This is a genomic window from Marivirga lumbricoides (genome assembly GCF_014636295.1).
Taxonomy (GTDB): Bacteria; Bacteroidota; Bacteroidia; order Cytophagales; family Cyclobacteriaceae; genus Marivirga; species Marivirga lumbricoides.
Genome location: NZ_BMEC01000015.1, coordinates 127,348 through 147,246, shown reverse-complemented (window position 1 = coordinate 147,246; position 19,899 = coordinate 127,348). Strand labels below are relative to the sequence as shown.

Here is a 19,899-nt window from a genome sequence, read left to right as displayed (position 1 = left end):
TTTATATTCAGTATATTCTATTCTCGAAAATTCGATTTTAATGAACCTTCACACTGTAATAAAAAGCTTAAGGAACGATGAATTTCATGTAATATTATGAATTTTTAAGATATTTTTTTAATTTTAAATATTACTCGAAAAAAGCGCTTTGCCGATATTTTTTAATTTTTTGATGGGCAAACGGTAATAGCCAATATAATGAAGGATGATTTTTTAGACAGTCTTTTATTAAATTCTCTGGTTATTTAATTCTATAGAAATCACACTAGGTGTGGAACATATTTTTGCAGAAAGGTTTTCTTTCTATGCATAAGAAAGAACTATTTATATGCTGCCTATAAGCCGGGCAATGACGACTTTCTTGTAAACGAACACAGAACCATCTCCGCTCCCCTAGTGGCAGCTGTAAACTATCACCGGAAAAACCTTTTCCTGCCATGAAAAAACAAATACAAAGCTTACTGCTCATCAGCATTTTTTTAGGGATGAGTGCAAATTTATTATTAGCAATACCCCCCAACATCTCCAAAACTTTTTATAATACCTATCTGGAAGCCCTGGAAAATAGTCCATTCTCGAAAAACAAAAGCTTTGAGAAAAGGGCTTATATCGCTTCAGGTACAATAAAAGAGGGCGCGCGACAAGTCTCTCCAGGCGCTCGTGACAAAAAATCTTTGCCCCCTACTGGCTACTTTGTTAATATCGATCAGCCAAGTATCAACCTTGCTAACCAAACAGCTGTAAGCTTCACTATTTCTGATGCGGAAGTTGGTGCCACTTTTAATTATACCTTTACCAGCGATGGTGTTGGTGGAGGAGGAAGTGGAGGCAGCGGTGGTACAGTATCGGGTTCAGGAACTATTACCGCTACTGAACAACAAATTACCGGCATTGACCTTACCAGTTTAGATGACGGAACTGTTACACTTATGCTTACCCTTACGAGTGGTGGAGAAACCGGTGATCCGGTAACGGACAATGAAACCAAGGATACAGTGGAGCCGGAAGGTTATACTGTCTCTATTGATCAGAATCTAATTAATTCAACTAATGAGGATGAAGTCAGCTTCACTTTTGACAATGCAGAGGTGGGTGCCAGCTATAATTATACTTTTACTTCTAGTGGAGGAGCCGGATCTGTTAGTAACACAGGCTTCATCAACTCGCTTACAGAACAAGTGACAGGGATTGATTTAAGCACTCTTGCCGATGGTATTATTACCTTATCGGTGACCCTCACTGATATAGGAAACAATACCGGGGACCCTGCGGACGATACAGTGACTAAAGACGCAACCGCACCAACCGGTTATACTGTCTCTATCGATCAAAATCCTATTAATGCTAGTAATGAGAATGAAGTGAGCTTCACTTTTGCAGGAGCAGAGGTGGGATCCAACTATGACTACACTTTTACAAGCAGTGGTGGTGGCGGATCCGTAACAGGATCTGGAACCATAAATACTGCTACTGACCAAATTACCAATATCGATTTGAGCAGTTTGGCAGATGGAACGATCACATTGACTGTAACATTAACTGATACCAATAACAACACAGGAGATGAAGCTACAGATACTGCAATTAAAGATACAGTAGCGCCTGCTGGCTATAGTGTTACCATAGATCAGTCGCTAATAGTTGTAGCAAATGAGGAGGCAGTTAGTTAGCTTCACCTTCGCTGGGGCGGAGGTAGGAGCTACCTATAACTACTCATTCACCACCGATAGAGGTTTGGGGTCTGTTACAGGTACTGGCACGATTACTACAGGAACGGATCAGATCACAGGCATTGACCTGAGTGGGTTAGCTGACGGAACCATCACCTTAAGCGTTACGCTAACAGACAGCAATGGCAATACTGGAGATGAGGCGGTAGATACAGCAATTAAGGACACCTCCGCACCTGAAGAATATAGTGTGAACATTGATCAGACCAGTATTACTGAGGCTAATCAATCGTCAGTAAGCTTCACATTTGCTAATGCTGAGGTAGGCGCTACGTATAACTATTCCTTTACGAGCAGTGGAGGTGGAACAGAGGTTTCAGGAACATGTACTATCACAACCGCTACTGATCAAATTACAGGAATTGATTTAAGTGGCCTGCAAGATGGTACAGTTACCCTTTCAGTAACATTGACTGATAATGCCGGAAATACAGGTCCTGAAGTAACTGATACCGTAGTGAAAGATGTTGCTGCTCCTGCTGGCTACACTGTTTCAATAGACCAAACAGAGATCAATAACAGCAACAAGAATGCTTTAAGTTTCACCTTCAATTCGGCTGAAGTTGGAGCTACTTACAATTATAGTATTAATAGTTCTGGCGGTGGAGCTAATGTAACCGGAACTGGTGTAATTGTTACGCCTGCGGATCAAATAACAGGTATAGACGTTAGCGGTCTGAATGATGGATTGCTTACTTTATCAGTAACATTAACCGATGTAGCAGGAAATATTGGTGAACCTGCCACAAGTACTGTAATTAAAAAGACAGTAAGCATTGAATTCACTTCTTCAGCAAGCACAGGTTTTGAGTCGCAGCCTTCCGCCAGTATACAGGTGGAGTTATCTAATATCAGTGACAAAGATGTTACCGTGGAATATTCAGTTTCGGGAACAGCAACAGGATCAGGCATAGATTATACGCTTGCAGATGGCAGCTTGATAATTCCTGCAGGAAATGAAGCTGCTAACATTTTTATTTCAGATATTGTAAATGATACTCTGCCGGAAGATGATGAAACAGTTATTATCACACTGTCTAATCCTCAGAATGCCAGTTTAGGTTTCAATAATGTGCATACTTATACCATTCTTGATAATGATGAGATGCAAACTCAAACCATCACTTTTCCTCCTATTGAAGACCAGAGACTCATTGAAGGTCAACTTGATTTAGAAGCCAGTGGAGGAGATTCCGGAGAGCCAATTACTTTTAGTATTGTTACATCACCTGCTTCCGGTGTGGCTAGCTTATCAAACGGAACCATCATATTCGAAGGAGTAGGAACAGTAACCGTAACAGCTAGCCAGGCAGGTAATGATTTTTATTTGCCTGCCCAAGATGTAACGAGAACCTTTTCAATTCTCACAGACGAATTCTTACTGCCTACTCTGTTTACACCCAATAATGATGGGTTTAACGATGATTTATTGCTGAGGGGCGCTGCCAGAGTTGAGCGTATTGAATTTATAGTTTTTGACAGAGCAGGAAATGAGGTTTATAGTGCTGACAATATTGATGAGTTGAGCCAGCGGGGATGGGATGGTACTACAAATGGAGCTTACCAACCTCAAGGCACTTACATTTGGGTGGTTTCTGGTAATCTTACTGACGGTACCAGGATTTTAATCAATGGTAAGCAAAAAGGAATAATTGCCTTAGCCAGATAAAAATGAAGGAGACGAAAACATAAAATTAGGAAGATGAAAATTTTAAATAAATATACAATAGTATTGATCGCCTTCATTATCTGTCAATTACCGGCAGCAGAGGCGCAAACGGGTAATTTTTCGTTGTATGATTATACACCTTTTCTAACCAACCCGGGCATGATCGGGAGAACTGAACAAACCCACTTTACACTGAACACAAGGATTCAACCTTTAAATGTTGGAGAGAATTTGACGAGTACTTTGATTTCTGGTTATTTCCCTATTCGTTTTGAAAACCAGCATAAATTGGTGATAGCAGCCAGCTTTAAAACAGAGCAGGCCGCATCACTATTTGACATTAATGGCGGGCTTATAGGTTTGTCCTATGCAGTGGCATTAAGTCAGCGATCCGAATTAAGTTTTGGTGCTCAGGGAGGGTATTTCCTACGGGAAATAGGAGGTTCATTTGTAACTGACAATCAGATTACGGGCGGAATAATGGATCCGGCCGCTGCTCCATTCGACCCCGTTTTGGGGCAACAAACAACTTATCCTACTATCAGTAGTGGTATTTTCTACCGTTTAAAGGATGGTTATGGTAAAGCCGATAAAGCGTTTGTAGGGGTGTCTTTTTTCAATATGATGGAACCCAACAGGAGTTTTGTGGAAGGTGAAGCAGAGGATAATTTACCGATCAGCATTAAAGCCATTGCCGGTTATAAAGTGTATAGTAATGCCTCAATAGCAGTTTCTCCTATAGTAAGATGGATTAATCAGGCGGATATTAATGCTTTTGACTATGGAGCAAATATAGATTATACAATTTCACAGAGACAAAATTCCTTTAAGAAAATGATTTTAGGCTTGCGTTATAATTCCAACTCAGTAGGTATTCTTACGCTTGCTTATGAGCAGGAAAGAGTAATTGTAGGCGCTGGTTATGACCTGCCTATGGCTGATACAGGTTTTAATGAAGCGCAAAACGGAATTTTTGAATTAGCTGTCACTTTCAAGCTTAAAAGGAAAAACAATGAAGAAGAAACAACAATAACAAAAAAGGAAGAAGAGGAAAAGATTGAATTCGAGCCAAGAGAAGTGTCGGAAGAATATAAGGACACTCCACCTAGTTATAAATCAAAATCTAAGTTAACCTGGAGAGAAAAATGGCTATTGTCCAAAACGGCAAAGTTTAATTTAGATTCCGATGTTTTGACCGGAGACACCAAGGATTTCATAGATAATATTATTGCTATTTTAAAGGATAAGCCAGCTTATGACCTTAGGCTTGTAGGGCACACCTGTAACCTGGGTGAGCGCGAATATAATGGTGATTTAGGAATGGAAAGGGCTGAGTCTGTAAGAGATTACATGGTCAGTCAGGGAATCTCAGCAGATAGACTTGAAACAATCTCCAAAGGAGAAACGGAACCTCTTGTGAAAAATATCAATAAAAAGAACAGACAAAAGAATAGAAGAGTAGAGTTTGAAGTGATTTCTGAAGATTGATACGCTAATTGTTATAAAGATTGGAAGGAGGGGTAAGCATTATCTCCTCTTTTTTATCTCCTGGCAATGTCATTGTATACCAACTATTAACATGGCACTTATAGTGATCCGTTTTCAAATCATTTTACCAGCAATACTATTGTGTTCCGTCCGATTGTTTACTAGCTATTTTTTTTCTGTTGCTGATGCATTATGCCTTGTTCAAGTCCGCTTAAAGCAGCCAAACCATTCAGTCTTCCTGTTAAGGAATAACCCGGGTAGCTATTTTTATGCTGATCCACGGTATGCAAAAAGCCATGGTCAGGGCGCATGGGCAAGCGTAGATTTCGTTTTTGCATAGTCACTAAAATCTGCTCTACAATTTCTTCCATAGGGTTATCTCCCTCCAAATGGAGTGATTCCCTAAAGTCTCCGTTGGGTTCTTTAATTACATTGCGCAAATGCAGAAAATGTACTCGTTCTTTATGCTGATGCCATATTTCTAACAAATTATTGTAAGGGTCAGCTCCCAGAGATCCTGTACAATAGCAAAGGCCGTTTGTTGCAGAAGGTATTTCTTTAAATAACCATTCCAAATCAGCTGCATTACTTACTACTCTTGGGAGCCCCAGCACAGGAAACGGAGGGTCATCCGGGTGAATAGCTAAAACAGCTCCTGCCTGCTCCGCTAGAGGAAGCACCTCCTTTAAAAAATGAAGCAGGTTTTTACGGAGCTGAGTGGCATCAATTTTCTCATATTGCTTTAAAAAACTTAGGACTTCGCCTGCGGTAAAATTTTTAGTGCTGCCCGGAAGTCCCAGCAACACCTGTTTAAAAAGTAATTCTTTTTCAGAATCAGTTAAGTTGCTTCCATAACTTTTTGCTTCTTCAATGGCTTGCTTGCTATAACTTTTCTCAGCATCAGGCCTTTTCAACAGAAAAAGGTCAAAATAAGCAAATGCTAAGTACTCAAATGCCAAAGCCTGAGTGCCATCTTCATTTTGATATTGATGATTGGTGCGTACCCAGTCCAATACAGGCATAAAATTGTAAGTGATAATAGAAATGCCGCAGTCTGCGAGGTTTCCAATGCTTTTCCTGTAGTTGGCAAGGTATTGCGCTCTATTCTCTGCACCTCTTTTAATATCTTCATGTACAGGAAGGCTTTCCACTACCGACCATTCAAGTCCGGCTTTCCTTATTTTCTCCTGATGGGCTTTAATGGCTTCAACAGGCCAAACCTTTCCCACCGGGATTGAATGCAAGGCGGATACCACACCTTCAGCACCACATTGCCTTATGTCCGACAGAGTGGTAGGATCATTATCCCCAAACCAGCGCATTGTTTTTAGCATTGTTTGCATAAACGCTGAGTTAAAATCCTATACTATTTCCGCCATCAATTGGTAAAATAACTCCGGTAGTGTACTTAGAACCTTCCTGTACCAAATAGTTAACCGCATTGGCCACATCTTCGGGGCAGCCTAATTTCTTCATCGGTGTGCGGGCCATTACCCTGCTTTTTCTTTCAGGATCGTCATTTAGAGCTTTTGCAGACATAGGTGTTTCAATAAATCCCGGAGCTATACAGTTTACCCGAATTCCATATTGAGCTAAATCAACTGCCATGGAGCGCGTCATTCCTTCAATGGCCGTTTTGCTGGCTGTGTAGGCAATTACTTTCGGAATTCCATACTGCGCAGCCATGGAACTGATATTAACTATGCTACCGCCACCTTGCTCCTTCATCACCTTTACCACCTCCCTGCTGATGCTAAAAACACTACTTACGTTGGTGTGTAGAATGTTTCCGAATTCCTCATCTGTTACTTCCAGGAAATCCTTTTTCATATTGATACCCGCATTATTTACTAAAATATCAATTCGGCCGGCTTCTTCTTTAATAGCTTCTACCAATTTAGGGATGGCCTTCAAGTCATTAAGGTCACAAATAAGTGCTCTGGCATTTTCACCAAGCTCACATATGGCTTGAGCAGTTTTTTCCTTAGAGCGGCCAATAATGTAAGTGATGATTCCCTGCTCGCAGAAATTTTTAGCTGTGGCAAAACCGAGACCAGAGTTCCCGCCAGTTACTATTGCTATCTTTCTATTCATTTTAATATTTCTTCTATATGCTAAGGATTCTTAAATCGAATCCCCAAATTTTGTTTTCTACTATAATTGCTGGTTTATTACTACTATTTTTAAAGTAGTTTAATCAGTTTTTTAGTCCCATTTAGGTCTTATGCCCGGTGCAAATGGAAATTTTAAAGACTGATAATATTCAAGACTTTTTTCCGGCTTTTCCATTTCAGCGGGAAATGGTTTATCCGAAAATTGCTGGAAATACAGCATGCAGGCGTTTTTCCACCATTTTGCTTCTTTCAGCTGTATGGAAAGAAGCATTTCGACTTCTTTAAATTCTAATTTACTAATATATGGCTCCATTTTATGCCAGGTGCTTACCATTTCTTCTACCTCATCAACACCTTCCTGATAAGTAAGTGCCAGGTTGTTCCATAGCGTTTTTCCATTAAGCATTTGATAATCCCAGGGCACATGATGGAACCATAACAGATACTTTTGAGGAGTGTTGCTTATGTTGTTAAATTGTGCTGCTACAGGATCTGCATATTGGCTGGTCGCATTACTGCCGCTCGTTGTTCTGTCGAAACCAATTCCAATGCTGTCGGCCTTATGGTAATACACAGAAGTCCAATCGGGTCTTCCCATTTTAGAAATCCATGGACCCGGTCCATAATGGTGGTGCGCGTCCATAATGTGATGTAAACCTAAAGGAGTCATGTATTTTACTACAGTTTCCCTTGACTGAATAAGAAGCTTCTTCATGGGTTCTACAAAATCTTCATTAGTAGAAAAAGTAAGTCTGAGCCACTCCTCCGCTATTTCTTCGGAAGATAAGTAAGGATCCCATGCCAGGCGGCCGAAACCATACCAGTTGGCTTGCCCAAAGGGGTGGCCTGTCCAGTTGTCATCTGTTCCAATATTTGCCACACCTGCCATGCCTGTAAGCTTTTTGTTATGCAAAGTGCCATCTACTACCTTGGCTACTATGCTCTCTTTTCCTTTCCTGTAAGTATCTGATTGTAATACTTCTTCAAAAAGTTTCGGAAGAAAAACCAGATGTGTGCTAAAACCGAGATATTCCTGTGTTATTTGAAACTCCATCATGAGTGGCGTTTGCGGCATGGCACCAAACATAGGGTGAAAAGGTTCACGTGGCTGAAAATCAATGGCTCCATTTTTTACCTGTACTAAAACATTATCCGCAAACTGTCCATCAAAAGGAACAAACTCACTGTAAGCCTGCTTGGCTCTGTCAGAGGGGTCATGTTCTGAGTACACAAAAGCACGCCACATTACAATTCCATTATGAGGTTTAAGTGCTTTTGCCAGCATGTTAGCTCCGTCAACATGTGTTCTTCCATAGTTTTGCGGACCAGGTTGACCTTCGGAATTGGCTTTCACCAGAAATCCGCCAAAATCAGGTACAGATCGATAGATTTCATCCGTTTTTTGTTGCCACCATTTCTGAACTTCCGAATTTAGTGGGTCTGCGGTTTTCAATCCGCCAATTTCCATGGGAGCTGAAAAGCGAGCTGTTAAGTATACTTTTAAGCCATACGGGCGAAACACATCAGCAAGTGCTTTTACTTTTTCAATGTAGGACGGAGTAAGCACGAGCGCATTGGCGTTTACATTGGTTAAAACGGTACCATTAATTCCTATAGAAGCATTCGCGCGAGCGTATTCTATATATCGCTGATCAATGTATTCAGGTAGCGTATGCCAATTCCAGATAGAAAATCCTGCGTAACCCCGCTCTACTGTACGATCCAGATTATCCCAATGGTTAAGTACGCGAATCTGTGTTTTTGGAGATTGCACAATGGAAAGATCATCGATGGGTTGCTCAGTTTGCAACAGTCTTAAAAAATGAAAAGTGCCATATAACAGTCCAATATCAGTTTTAGAAGTAATAATAGTATTGCCCTCTATAGACTGAATCAGATAGCCTTCATCGGTTAACTGAGCTAATTCATTAGATAGAGAAGAACTATTTTTTCCGGATTTAAGTGAAATAGATTTAGAAATTATTAATGAGTTTGAATTTTTATTTGCTGTCGGTGTTTTTTGCTGAAGCATCGTGTTCAATGCATGTTTCACCTCCTCATTGATAATATCCAATGTTTCACTCCCCTTCTGAATGGATATTGATTGAATGGCTTGTTGGTAATCTTTTAAAACCTTTTTATTTTCAATAGTTCTGTAGTGAAGCCATAAACTATCAGTACTATTTCCTAAGGATAATTGAGAAATAAGTAATAGATAAAAAACGAATAAATGCTGAGCCTTTTTCAAATTTAAAATATATTTATGCAATCGATTTAAAATTTCATAATCCCCACAATTATAGTGATTATTGCGATTTAATTTAGTAAATAAAGATAAAATTTTAGAATATATCAAAAATTTACGCAATCGATTGTGTTTATAATTTTTTTCAGTTAAAATTACGGATGAAGCAAAAATTTAAGGATATTGAATTCTATTTCCATAAAAATTTAACGATGCACAATAATACTTTATACTTTCTAGCCGGATTTGTATTGCTCTTTTTTACAGGTTGTAATAAAGAGGAGAAGTCATCAAAAGAGAATATTGATGTCGTAGAGCAAAATACGCAACCGGATTTTCCTTTTTATGACACCTCTCTTTCCCTCGATGATAGGGTAGCCAATCTTATTGCAGAGCTTAGCCTTGAAGAAAAAGCTTTGCAGATGATGCACAATACTCCGGGCATTGAGCGTTTAGGCATTCCTCCTTATAGCTACTGGAATGAGGCTTTGCATGGGGTGGGTCGCTCAGGAGTGGCTACTGTTTTCCCACAGGCAATTGGTTTAGGAGCTACTTTTGATGAAGACTTAGCTTTTCGGGTGTCCTCTGCTATTTCTGACGAAGCACGTGCTATGCATAATGCAGCCAAGGCAAAAGGTTATCATAAACAATATGGAGGCCTCACTTTCTGGACACCAAATGTGAATATATTTCGGGATCCTCGCTGGGGAAGAGGTCAGGAGACATATGGTGAAGATCCTTACCTTACTTCCAAAATTGGCGCTGCCTTTGTAAAAGGCTTACAAGGTGACAACCCTGATTATTTAAAAACTGCTGCCTGCGCGAAGCATTTTGCTGTGCATAGCGGCCCTGAAAAATTACGACATGAGTTTAATGCCGAAGCCACTATGCAGGATATGCACGAAACTTACCTGCCTGCTTTTAAAGCTTTGGTAGATGCCGGTGTAGAGTCTGTAATGTGTGCTTACAACAGCACCAATGGAGAGCCTTGTTGTGCTAATAATTACCTTTTGGACACTGTTCTACGAGATAAATGGAATTTTAAAGGACATGTATTAAGTGATTGCTGGGCAATAATTGATTTTTATGAGCAGGAAAAAGGACACGGAGTAGTAGAAACTCCGGCTCAGGCAGCTGCACTGGCAGTAAAGAGTGGGGTTAGTTTGAATTGTGGTAGTACCTACGAAGCTTTGCCTGAAGCTGTAGAACAGGGCTTAATTACTGAAGAAGAAATTGATGAACAATTGGCTATTCTTCTCCGCACACGCTTTAAATTAGGTTTATTTGATCCTGCCGGAAGTAACCCATATGATGATATTTCTGTGGATGTTGTAAACAGCGAGGAGCATAGGGACCTTGCCAGGGAAGTAGCGCAAAAAAGCATTGTAATGTTAAAGAACAACGGTGCGCTTCCTTTAAAAAATGATTTGTCAAAATACTTCATTACCGGGCCAAATGCTGCCAATGTTGATGTACTTTTGGGTAACTACTATGGTGTTAATCCTAAGATGGTCACAATTTTAGAAGGCGTAGCTGCAGCCATACATCCCGCCTCTCAACTTCAATATAGAATGGGAGCACTATTGGATCGCGATCCTGTGAATCCGATGGATTGGGCTACAGGAAATGCCGGTAATAGTGATGTAACTATTGCAGTAATAGGTATCTCAAGCCTGCTGGAAGGTGAAGAGGGAGAATCGCTGGCATCTGCTACAGCAGGAGACAGGCTAGACTATAATTTACCATCTAATCAAATTGATTTTCTGAAAAAGTTAAGAGCTGCTGCCGGTGAAAGGCCAATTGTTGCAGTAGTAACAGGCGGAAGCCCCATGAACCTTGCGGAAGTACATGAACTGGCTGATGCTGTATTGTTAACATGGTATCCTGGCGAGGAAGGTGGAACAGCGGTAGCAGATGTGCTTTTTGGAAAAATTTCACCATCCGGAAGGCTTCCTATAACCTTCCCTAAATCTCTTGATCAACTACCGGATTATGAAGATTATTCCATGGAGGGAAGAACCTATAAATACATGAATGAAGAGCCACTGTATCCATTTGGATTTGGCCTCAGCTATACTTCTTTTAATTATAGTGACTTAAAAATTAATTCCGGCAGTGTGGCTGAAAACGACAACCTGCAGCTAAGTTTTACTATAACCAATACCGGAGATATTGCTGCCGATGAGGTGGTTCAACTTTATATTTCTGATGTGGAATCTTCATTTAGAGCTCCTAACTATGAATTGATAGGCATAAAAAGAACTAATTTGAAACCTGGAGGCAGTCAGGAAATTTCTTTCGTGGTTACTCCTGAGATGCGCTCTATAGTAAATGAGTCCGGAGAGCATATGATGGAATCAGGAGAGTTTAAGCTTTTTGTGGGAGGAGCATCTCCAATGAAGAGAAGTGAAGCTTTAGGGGCTTCTCAAATGCAATCTGTTTCTTTTACTGTAAATTAAATTAAGAGTAAGCCGGGTAAATGCTCAAGGAAGAGTATTTTTTGGAATGTGTTAACAGAGATCTACTATGAATAGATGAAATTTTTAAAATCGATGCAGATTTTACGATTTAGCTTCCTTTTTCTTCTCTTATGCTTCTCCTGTAAAGAGGAGGGGAAAGTTAAAACTATAAAACTGGCTCATAGTCTAAGCGAGGCTCACCCTGTTCATCAGGCAATGGTATTTATGGCCGGGGAGGTAGTGAAAAATTCGAAGGGCCGGTTACAATTGGAAATCTATCCCGGAAGCCAGTTAGGTTCTGAGCAGCAATGTTTAGAGCTTTTGCAAATTGGCAGTCTGGGAATGACAAAAGTATCGGCTGCTGTTATGGAGAATTTTTCTCCCAGTCTGAAAGTTTTTGGTTTCCCTTATTTGTTCAGAAATGATGAACATAGATTTTCTGTTTATGATGGTGCTATAGGCCAGCAACTTTTAAAGGAAGGTCAGCAATACTGGCTGAGAGGGCTTGCGTATTTTGATGCGGGAAACAGGTCTTTTTACACCAAAGACAAACAAATCAAAGAGCCGAAAGACCTTGAAGGTTTAAAAATAAGGGTAATGCAAAGCCCTACAGCCATTGAGCTCGTGAAAAGTTTTGGGGGCTCTCCTACGCCTATTTCCTGGGGAGAATTATACACGGCTCTACAGCAAGGTGTTGTTGATGGAGCAGAAAATAATCTGCCTAGTTTCTATTCTTCAAGACATTATGAAGTTTCCCAATTTTTAACTGTTAATGAACATTCCTCCATTCCTGATATACTGGTAATCAGCACCATCATTTGGGATGACCTGTCTGATGATGAAAGAGCCTGGCTAATGGATGCCGTGGAGGAAGCCACAATTTATCAGAGGAAGCTTTGGAAGAAAGCTGAAGAGGAAGCTTTGTTTGAAGTGAAAAAAGCAGGTGTAACAATTTATTATCCTGATAAAGAATTGTTTGAAACGCTATCATCTGGTATGGTAAAGCAACTACAAAAAACTGATCCTGAAATGTATGAATTGATAAAAGAGATTAAAAATGTAGAATAATGCGAGTAAAACTAGATACCTTTTTGGAATGGATTTTGGCCATTTTACTAGCAATTATGACGCTGGATGTTTTATGGGGCGTTTTCACTCGCTATGTGATGAACAGCCAAAGCTCGTGGACAGATGAGCTTGCCCGTTTTCTACTGATCTGGATTAGCATTTTAGGAGCAGCCTATGCTTCTGGGAAAAGATTACATATCTCAATTGATCTCATATCGTCTCATTTAAGTGACAAGAACAAAAAGAAACTTTACATCTTTGTATCTCTCGTAATTTTATTGTTTGTATTGCTGGTATTTGTTTTAGGGGGCCTTTGGTATGTTTACATAGCCTTTAAGCTTGGTCAATTATCTCCCGCACTTCAGTTGCCTATGGGTTGTGTATACTCCGTTTTACCCATTGCCGGACTTTTTATCGCCTATTATAAACTCACAGATTTATATTGTCTTTTTATTAACACACAAAGCGTAAACGAATGGAAATAGCTATTCTGGTACTCAGTTTTATTATCCTGATAGCTTTAAGGGTTCCTGTAGCATGGAGCCTTGGTATAGCGGCCCTACTTACTCTAATTGTTAGTGTGCAGGCTATTCCCACTTTCACCACTGTGGCTCAGCGAGTAATAACAGGGTTAGATAGCTTTTCCCTTTTAGCAATTCCATTTTTCATTCTGGCAGGCCATATCATGAGCAAAGGGGGGATAGCTAATCGCTTGATCAGTTTTGCCAAAGCATTAGTTGGGTCACTTCCCGGTGGGCTGGCACATGTAAATATTGTAGCAGCTATGTTATTTGGCGCTATAGCTGGTTCAGCGGGAGCAGCTGCAGCTGCAATTGGTAGCTTTATGTCTACCCAAATGGAAAAAGAAGGCTATAATAAAGAATATGGGGTAGCTGTTAATGTTACTTCAGCTACAACAGGTTTACTAATTCCGCCCAGCAATATTTTTATAATATACTCGCTTGCCAGTGGAGGAGTAAGTATTGGTGCCTTATTTCTGGCAGGCTATATTCCAGGTATTTTAACAGGACTAATGCTCATGATAGTTGCCTATATATGGGCCAAAAAGAAAGGATATCCAACAGCAAGTAAAACTTCTTTAAAAGTGCTTTTTAGAACTTTTATAGCAGCAGTTCCCAGTTTATTCTTACTAATTGTAGTAATCGGAGGGATTGTGGCAGGTGTTTTTACAGCCACTGAAGCCTCCTCTGTAGCGGTGGTTTATTGTATAATCCTTTCCTTAATTTATAAAGAAATTTCTCCAAAAGATTTTAAATCAATATTTGTGGAGTCATCAGTAACAATCTCTGTGGTAATGCTTTTGATTGCGATGTCAATTGCCATGTCATGGGTAATGTCTTATGAAAATATTCCGCAAATGGTGACAGACAGCTTATTGAGCATTAGTGATAATAAGTGGGCGGTTTTAATTCTTATCAATTTGATTCTGTTATTTGTAGGGATTTTTATGGATATGACTCCAGCTGTTCTGATTTTTACACCCATTTTTCTGCCTGTGGTAACTTCATTAGGTATTGATCCGGTTCATTTTGGAATTATCATGGTATTAAACCTCTGCATCGGCTTGTGTACACCTCCTGTAGGATCAGTTTTATTTATTGGTGTTGGCGTTGCAGATACCACTATTCAAAAAGTGATAAAACCATTGCTTCCTTTATTTATGGCAATGCTTGTGGCATTATTGCTGGTCAGTGTGTTCCCTCAATTAAGTCTCTGGCTGCCTGGTTTATTTGGGTTTTGATATTGCCTGCTTTAAGCCAAGCCTGGCCAGATAAAATGCTTACAAAGAATTTCGCTTTTCATTTGAATGGCTGCAATTATGAATATTGAAAGCCGAACACAAACTTACCCTTTCTTTTTAGAAGACTCTCTTACAATCAAATCAGTATTTAAAATAGTCACTTCTGAAACGCTATTATCATACATCTCATCCGTATGATTGAGCACCCTTTGGGCTGAAATTTTTCCCATTTGATAGGCAGGATGAGTAATGGTAGATAATCCGGGGTCTACAATAGAAGCCATTGGATCATCATTAAAACCTATAATGGCTAACTCCTCCGGGATTTTTATTTGATGCTTTTTGGCATAAATTATTGCTCCAAGAGCGGCAGTATCATTTGCTGAAAATAAGCCATCAGGTACAAGGTCTAATGACGTTACTTTTTTGGCTGCTTTATAGCCTTCTTCAAAACTCAAAGTTTTAAATTTAACAATTAGCTCCTTATCTATAGGCAGGTTATACTCTCGAAGAGCATCCAGATAGCCTTTCATCCTGTCCTTGTAAACATTTCGGTGCTGAGCTCCCGCAAAATGGGCTATCCGCCTACAACCTTGCTCTATTAAATGTTTTGTTGCTTTATAACCTGCAGAATAATTATCAATAAGCACTCGGTACGAGTTGAACTCTTCAGGCACCCTGTCTACAAATACAATGGGAATTCGTTGATCTACGAATTGCTGAAAATGAGCAAAATCTTTGGTTTCCATAGCCAAAGAAACAATTAAGCCGCTTATTCTGGTATCGAAAAGCACTTTGGCATTGTTCACCTCATTTTCATATATGTCGTCACTTTGGCTAATGATAACATTGTATCCTTCTTTACGGGCGTAATCTTCCACACCACTGATTAGGGAAGCAATAAAAGGCCTGTTAATGCGAGATATCATAATGCCAATTGTATTGCTTTTGCTGTTTCGTAAACTGGCTGCTAAAGAATTTCTTCTGTAGCCCATTTCTTCTGCAGCTTCCTTAATTATTTTTATTGCTTTTTTACTGATACTTTTATCATCGTTTAAAGCTCTGGATATAGTAGAAGGGGAGTAGTTTATTTTTTTTGCAAGATCGTAAATGGTGATCTTCTTTTTCTTATTCATAAGCAATAAAATAAATGCTACCTAGCAGTTGACGGTAGCATGCGTACTAGCTGATAAAGGTACAAATTAAATGTTATACTTATATTAAGGCAAAATTGCTTTTTTATTAGTTGATTTCAAAACTTTGAGGCGGCCCCAAATAAGTCTCTCTTAGCCCCCCTGTATCAATTACTATTTTCTGTAATACCAGTCCATTGTGCAGAGCGTAATAATTTAAAGTATGATTTCCTTTTTTAATATGGTGCGATGTAGTAAGAATTTTAATATTATTTGCTACTGACTGATTCCATGCCCTGCCGGATGTATCTTCATGGAAATTTACAATCAGGGGCTTCTCATTATCAAAACCTACTGCATATTTAAAACCATTTCCTGCAGTGTAGTTTAACGTAGGGGAAAAGTATAAATGTACCTTCACTTCTCCTTCACTTAAAAAGTTGATGTTGTAAGAAAGTCTCGGGCTTTTTTCTATATCCTCACCAAGGTTTAGTACAGCTGGGCTGGTACTTACAGACGAATTTGTTTTTCCTAAATTTGGTATGGTAATCCATATTGTACTGTCAGTCTCTCTTTTATCACTATAATTTTCAGCATGTATTGATACATACCCGTTGGTTTCAAGAAAACCGGGTTTTATTGGCTCTCCAATTTTATTAACAGGAACGGATACCTCCACCTTATCACCAGCTCCTTTTATAATAATCTCTCCAATGGATTCCCCTTCCGGAGCCTTTGACCAATCTATAGATACCATTATTTTTTCCAGTTTTTCTATTTTACCCTTCTTTTCAGATACTATTATCCAATCGTAATTACTTGAGAGCTGAAAATCAAATGGTTTTTTTCCTTTATTGAAAATCTCTATTTCATATTGAGGGCGGTTAAAGGAATCATAGTTAGGCAGTATTGCTTTTTCAGTATTAGTGGGATACACCTCTGCGGAACCTGAAATGGAAACACCCATTTTAGCTTTTTCAGTTAAGCTGATTTTTTTTATTTCTGGCATTGCGTTTACTTCCGGCTGTTGCCAGTAAGTATAGCCAATATGCGTCTGCGACATCATATGGTTCCACTTTCCATCAGCCAATTCAGTATGGTAATATTGAGTTAATGCTGCGTCTTTTTGGAATAGTTCTTCAGCTTTTTCAGCATAAGAATTAGTTAAAGCTCTTCCCTGCTTGGCATAAAGCCGGTTTTTGGCAGTTACAAAGTACAATTCATTTAAGTTGGCACTTGCTGCTACCGGGAAATAAACCAGCTGGTAATAAGCATCTTGTAATTCTGATGGGACTAACTTCTTTACTGATTCTGCTTTCTTGAGCAATTCCTGATATTCATTATTAACTCTCTCAGCTTCATTGTAATGGACAAGGCTGTAAGTATCAGCATTTAATAATTCCGGCTTTCTGCGTGCGTTATATTTAGTATAAAGCCGCATAATCTCTGCAATACCTTTTGCTTGCTCCTTACCAAATATTTCAGTTGCCCAACTTACATAATAGTCCGGCAAGTCCGGAGCGGTAAAAGCTTCCGGATTCCAGGCAAGATCAAGGAAAAACTGTGTTGGAAATTCCATAGGTTTAATATCACCTACATTTACAATCCACACTTTTTTTACATTATGCTCATAAGCTAAATTCATTTGCTCCCAGGTTCGCTCAATCTGGTTAGTATTGAGCCATTTGTAGTTTCTTGGGCCACCAACGTAGTCATAATGATAGTATATTCCGTAACCACCGGATCTTTCGACAGCCTGAGGATCAGGTAGTTTTCTGATATTTCCCCAATTGTCATCACAAAGCAATAAAGTAACATCATCCGGCACTCGCATTCCTTTATCATAATAATCCTGTACTTCTTTATAGAGTGCCCACATCTGTGGTGTTTGTGAGGCAGGTTTGCCAGTTGTTTCAGCAATAATTTCACGTTGCCTCTTCACTATATTTTCCAGCAATTCAATAGCGGTTCCTTCAGTCATTGGTTCATCTCCATCTCCACGCATACCTATTGATACAATGGTTTCGGTATCACCCATCCTTTCCATTCCCTTTCTCCAGAATTCTTCCAGTTGTTCAGGATTTGTGTTGTAGTTCCAGTCGCCCTTGCCAAATTGCTTCCATTCAGCATGTGCACGTGTAAGAGGCTCATGGTGCGATGTTCCCATTACAATTCCGTATTCATCTGCTAACTCTGCGTTTTTAGGGTCGTCAACATAAAACATTCTGCCCCACATAGCAGGCCAAAGGTAATTACCTCTCATCCGGAGGATTAATTCAAAAACTTTGTCGTAAAACTGAGCATTGAAACCACCATATCTTTCATAAGCCCAACCTGCAAGAGCAGGAGCTTCATCATTTATAAAAATACCCCGATACTTTACTTTTGGTTCTCCCAATGTGTGAATACCGCTTTTAACATATAGCTCCGGATGTTTCTGTGCAGGAATATCTGCCCAAAAATGCCATGGATGTACACCTATTTGTCTGGATAGATCATACATGCCATAAATAGTACCTCGTTTATCACTACCGGCAATTACCAGCGCCTGCTCCACTCCGGGAAAAGGCTTTTCTACAGTTTGAGTTGTAAATTTTTCCCATTTGCCCTTTAGTAGTGATACATCTAGCTTACCGTTTGCTACTAATTGATCAATCAGTTTGCTTTTACCCAGTGTCCCGATTATTACTATTTTTTTGTGAGCAAGCTTTAAGTCAGAGATTATTACAGGTTTTTCACCTGTTACTCTTAGTATATCGTTTTGTAAATGGCCCGCTACTTTTATTACTCCTTTGAAATCTGATTCACTTATCATGAATGAGGCTGCCCCCTGTTGGGTTACCAACGGAAATGAGTCATCTTTTTCTGAGAAATCCACATAGTGCTGTTCCTGTGCTAAACAGTTAACAACAGAAAGAGTACTGAAAAAAATAAGTAGAAAGGGATAATAATAAGATTTAAATTTCATGCTTTATTGATCGAATGAGGTTACTTTATAATAAGCTTTTTTAGGTTTTAATTCCTGGTCAAAAAGTAAAGGGTAGTTCTTACGGCCTTCTACAGGGTAGGTATCGAGCCAGGTGTATTGATCCGAAATATTCCAGAAGGTTACCCCTGTTAAAGTCTCTTTATAGTCGCGAAAAACACGAAAGAACATATCATACTGCTTCAGTTGTTTTTCCTCCAACTCATTTGTAAACTCGTCAGATTCCCCCGGCTTCATAGCTCTTCTTTCCTTCTCCCACGGATAAATAGAAACATCTAATTCAGTAATTTGTACGTCAAGACCTAGTGAGGCATATTTATCAATTGCATATCGTAAATCTTTTTCAGAGGGCTCAAATATGGACCAATGGCCTTGAATTCCCACTCCATGAATGGGGACACCCGCATCTTTTAATTTTTTAACCAATGTATAAATGCGATCAACTTTTTCAGGCCTTGCTGCATTATAATCGTTATAAAATAATTTGGCCTGAGGATCAGCAGCATGGGCAAACTCAAAAGCTTTGGCTAAATATTCCTCTCCTGCAATTTGATAATACGGAGATTCCTGCCTATAAACGAAATCTGAGTTATCAGAAACCGCTTCATTTACTACATCCCACGCATAAATAACATCTTTGTAGCGGTTAACCACTTCTGTAATGTGGCTTTTCATCCTGGCATATAAAGTATCCTTACTTATTTGGTCACCGTTTTCATCTTTAAAAAACCAGCCAGGATATTGTTGATGCCAAACCAGTGCATGTCCTCTTAATTTCAAGTCATTTTCCTTTGCATAATAGCTGACAGCATCTGCTGGTCCCCAATTATATTGGTTAGGGCTAGGATGAATGGGACCTGCTTTCATAACATTTTCAGGTGTCATGCTATTAAATTCTCTCAGTATAAGAGCACTTTGTGCAGAGTCTTCCAGCGCCCTTGGTGAAACCGCCACTCCTATAGGGAAATAACCGGAGTAATATTCATGAAGTCCATTTGCACTTTGTTCCTTTTCTTCGGAAACGGAAGAGCATTGTGTAAAATAAAGGCTCCCTGCACATAGTAATCCAATGGCAAGTGAATTGATTTTCTTAATATTAGTAAACATGTCAACAAGTTATGCAATCGATTTCGTAAAGACGAATTTTTCATAAAAAAATCTTAGACTTGTTATTTTATGTATTAGTCTATATAAAATTAAGAGCAGAATCTAAGGTATTGTCTTATCTTAAAGGATATTTTATCC

The 19,899-nt window shown here is 39.3% G+C and carries 13 protein-coding genes; 7 read left to right on the top strand and 6 right to left on the bottom strand.

Features of this window, described 5'->3' with window-relative positions:
* Positions 1-437: 437 nt before the first annotated feature.
* The 3 genes from IEV85_RS21055 to IEV85_RS21045 are packed head-to-tail and all read left to right on the top strand — an operon-like array spanning position 438 to position 4,887.
* Complete coding sequence (locus tag IEV85_RS21055; RefSeq protein ID WP_188467244.1) at positions 438-1,670, top strand: hypothetical protein; 1,233 nt, start codon at positions 438-440, stop codon at positions 1,668-1,670.
* On the top strand, positions 1,651-3,399 hold the full coding sequence (locus IEV85_RS21050) for a T9SS type B sorting domain-containing protein (protein ID WP_188467243.1): 1,749 nt from the start codon (positions 1,651-1,653) through the stop codon (positions 3,397-3,399). The genes IEV85_RS21055 and IEV85_RS21050 overlap by 20 nt, the downstream gene beginning before the upstream one ends.
* Positions 3,400-3,432: 33 nt before the next feature.
* Positions 3,433-4,887: a PorP/SprF family type IX secretion system membrane protein gene (locus IEV85_RS21045; protein WP_188467242.1), complete on the top strand. Its 1,455-nt coding sequence runs from the start codon at positions 3,433-3,435 to the stop codon at positions 4,885-4,887.
* A 161-nt stretch (positions 4,888-5,048) separates the two neighbouring features.
* Here IEV85_RS21045 and uxuA read toward each other — a convergent pair whose 3' ends face one another.
* From uxuA to IEV85_RS21030, 3 genes are all read right to left on the bottom strand, one after another.
* Positions 5,049-6,230 (bottom strand): mannonate dehydratase, encoded by a 1,182-nt coding sequence (gene uxuA / locus IEV85_RS21040; RefSeq protein WP_229712679.1) that lies wholly within the window; start codon positions 6,228-6,230, stop codon positions 5,049-5,051.
* Positions 6,231-6,240: 10 nt separating this feature from the next.
* Positions 6,241-6,981: an SDR family NAD(P)-dependent oxidoreductase gene (locus tag IEV85_RS21035; protein WP_188467241.1), complete on the bottom strand. Its 741-nt coding sequence runs from the start codon at positions 6,979-6,981 to the stop codon at positions 6,241-6,243.
* A gap of 111 nt (positions 6,982-7,092) precedes the next feature.
* Positions 7,093-9,249, bottom strand: coding sequence for an alpha-glucuronidase family glycosyl hydrolase (locus IEV85_RS21030; RefSeq protein WP_188467240.1), 2,157 nt, complete (start codon positions 9,247-9,249; stop codon positions 7,093-7,095).
* Positions 9,250-9,407: 158 nt separating this feature from the next.
* Here IEV85_RS21030 and IEV85_RS21025 point away from each other — a divergent pair, with 158 nt between their 5' ends.
* The 4 genes from IEV85_RS21025 to IEV85_RS21010 all read left to right on the top strand — a co-directional run bounded on the left by IEV85_RS21025 (position 9,408) and on the right by IEV85_RS21010 (position 14,535).
* The gene (locus tag IEV85_RS21025; protein ID WP_229712678.1) at positions 9,408-11,705 is read left to right on the top strand and encodes a glycoside hydrolase family 3 C-terminal domain-containing protein; all 2,298 of its coding nucleotides are present in this window, start codon (positions 9,408-9,410) and stop codon (positions 11,703-11,705) included.
* Positions 11,706-11,780: 75 nt separating this feature from the next.
* Positions 11,781-12,773 (top strand): TRAP transporter substrate-binding protein DctP, encoded by a 993-nt coding sequence (locus IEV85_RS21020; RefSeq protein WP_188467239.1) that lies wholly within the window; start codon positions 11,781-11,783, stop codon positions 12,771-12,773.
* Complete coding sequence (locus IEV85_RS21015) at positions 12,773-13,258, top strand: TRAP transporter small permease (RefSeq protein ID WP_188467238.1); 486 nt, start codon at positions 12,773-12,775, stop codon at positions 13,256-13,258. The genes IEV85_RS21020 and IEV85_RS21015 overlap by 1 nt, the downstream gene beginning before the upstream one ends.
* Positions 13,249-14,535 carry a TRAP transporter large permease gene (locus IEV85_RS21010; RefSeq protein ID WP_188467237.1) on the top strand — a complete coding sequence of 429 codons (1,287 nt, stop codon included), beginning with the start codon at positions 13,249-13,251 and terminating at the stop codon, positions 14,533-14,535. The genes IEV85_RS21015 and IEV85_RS21010 overlap by 10 nt, the downstream gene beginning before the upstream one ends.
* Before the next feature lie 104 nt (positions 14,536-14,639).
* Here the strand turns inward: IEV85_RS21010 and IEV85_RS21005 are convergent, their stop codons facing one another.
* The 3 genes from IEV85_RS21005 to IEV85_RS20995 form a co-directional block, all read right to left on the bottom strand.
* Positions 14,640-15,671 carry a LacI family DNA-binding transcriptional regulator gene (locus IEV85_RS21005; RefSeq protein WP_188467236.1) on the bottom strand — a complete coding sequence of 344 codons (1,032 nt, stop codon included), beginning with the start codon at positions 15,669-15,671 and terminating at the stop codon, positions 14,640-14,642.
* A gap of 106 nt (positions 15,672-15,777) precedes the next feature.
* Positions 15,778-18,636 carry a glycosyl hydrolase 115 family protein gene (locus IEV85_RS21000; protein WP_188467235.1) on the bottom strand — a complete coding sequence of 953 codons (2,859 nt, stop codon included), beginning with the start codon at positions 18,634-18,636 and terminating at the stop codon, positions 15,778-15,780.
* A gap of 3 nt (positions 18,637-18,639) precedes the next feature.
* Positions 18,640-19,761, bottom strand: coding sequence for an endo-1,4-beta-xylanase (locus tag IEV85_RS20995; RefSeq protein ID WP_188467234.1), 1,122 nt, complete (start codon positions 19,759-19,761; stop codon positions 18,640-18,642).
* Between the last annotated feature and the right edge of the window lie 138 nt (positions 19,762-19,899).

Bases quoted from the DNA above. Each gene is read 5' to 3' on its own strand.
- IEV85_RS21055 (WP_188467244.1), top strand. From the start codon at position 438: ATGAAAAAACAAATACAAAGCTTACTGCTCATCAGCATTTTTTTAGGG.
- IEV85_RS21050 (WP_188467243.1), top strand. From the start codon at position 1,651: ATGAGGAGGCAGTTAGTTAGCTTCACCTTCGCTGGGGCGGAGGTAGGA.
- IEV85_RS21045 (WP_188467242.1), top strand. From the start codon at position 3,433: ATGAAAATTTTAAATAAATATACAATAGTATTGATCGCCTTCATTATC.
- uxuA (WP_229712679.1), bottom strand. From the start codon at position 6,230: ATGCAAACAATGCTAAAAACAATGCGCTGGTTTGGGGATAATGATCCT.
- IEV85_RS21035 (WP_188467241.1), bottom strand. From the start codon at position 6,981: ATGAATAGAAAGATAGCAATAGTAACTGGCGGGAACTCTGGTCTCGGT.
- IEV85_RS21025 (WP_229712678.1), top strand. From the start codon at position 9,408: ATGAAGCAAAAATTTAAGGATATTGAATTCTATTTCCATAAAAATTTA.
- IEV85_RS21020 (WP_188467239.1), top strand. From the start codon at position 11,781: ATGAAATTTTTAAAATCGATGCAGATTTTACGATTTAGCTTCCTTTTT.
- IEV85_RS21015 (WP_188467238.1), top strand. From the start codon at position 12,773: ATGCGAGTAAAACTAGATACCTTTTTGGAATGGATTTTGGCCATTTTA.
- IEV85_RS21010 (WP_188467237.1), top strand. From the start codon at position 13,249: ATGGAAATAGCTATTCTGGTACTCAGTTTTATTATCCTGATAGCTTTA.
- IEV85_RS21005 (WP_188467236.1), bottom strand. From the start codon at position 15,671: ATGAATAAGAAAAAGAAGATCACCATTTACGATCTTGCAAAAAAAATA.
- IEV85_RS21000 (WP_188467235.1), bottom strand. From the start codon at position 18,636: ATGAAATTTAAATCTTATTATTATCCCTTTCTACTTATTTTTTTCAGT.
- IEV85_RS20995 (WP_188467234.1), bottom strand. From the start codon at position 19,761: ATGTTTACTAATATTAAGAAAATCAATTCACTTGCCATTGGATTACTA.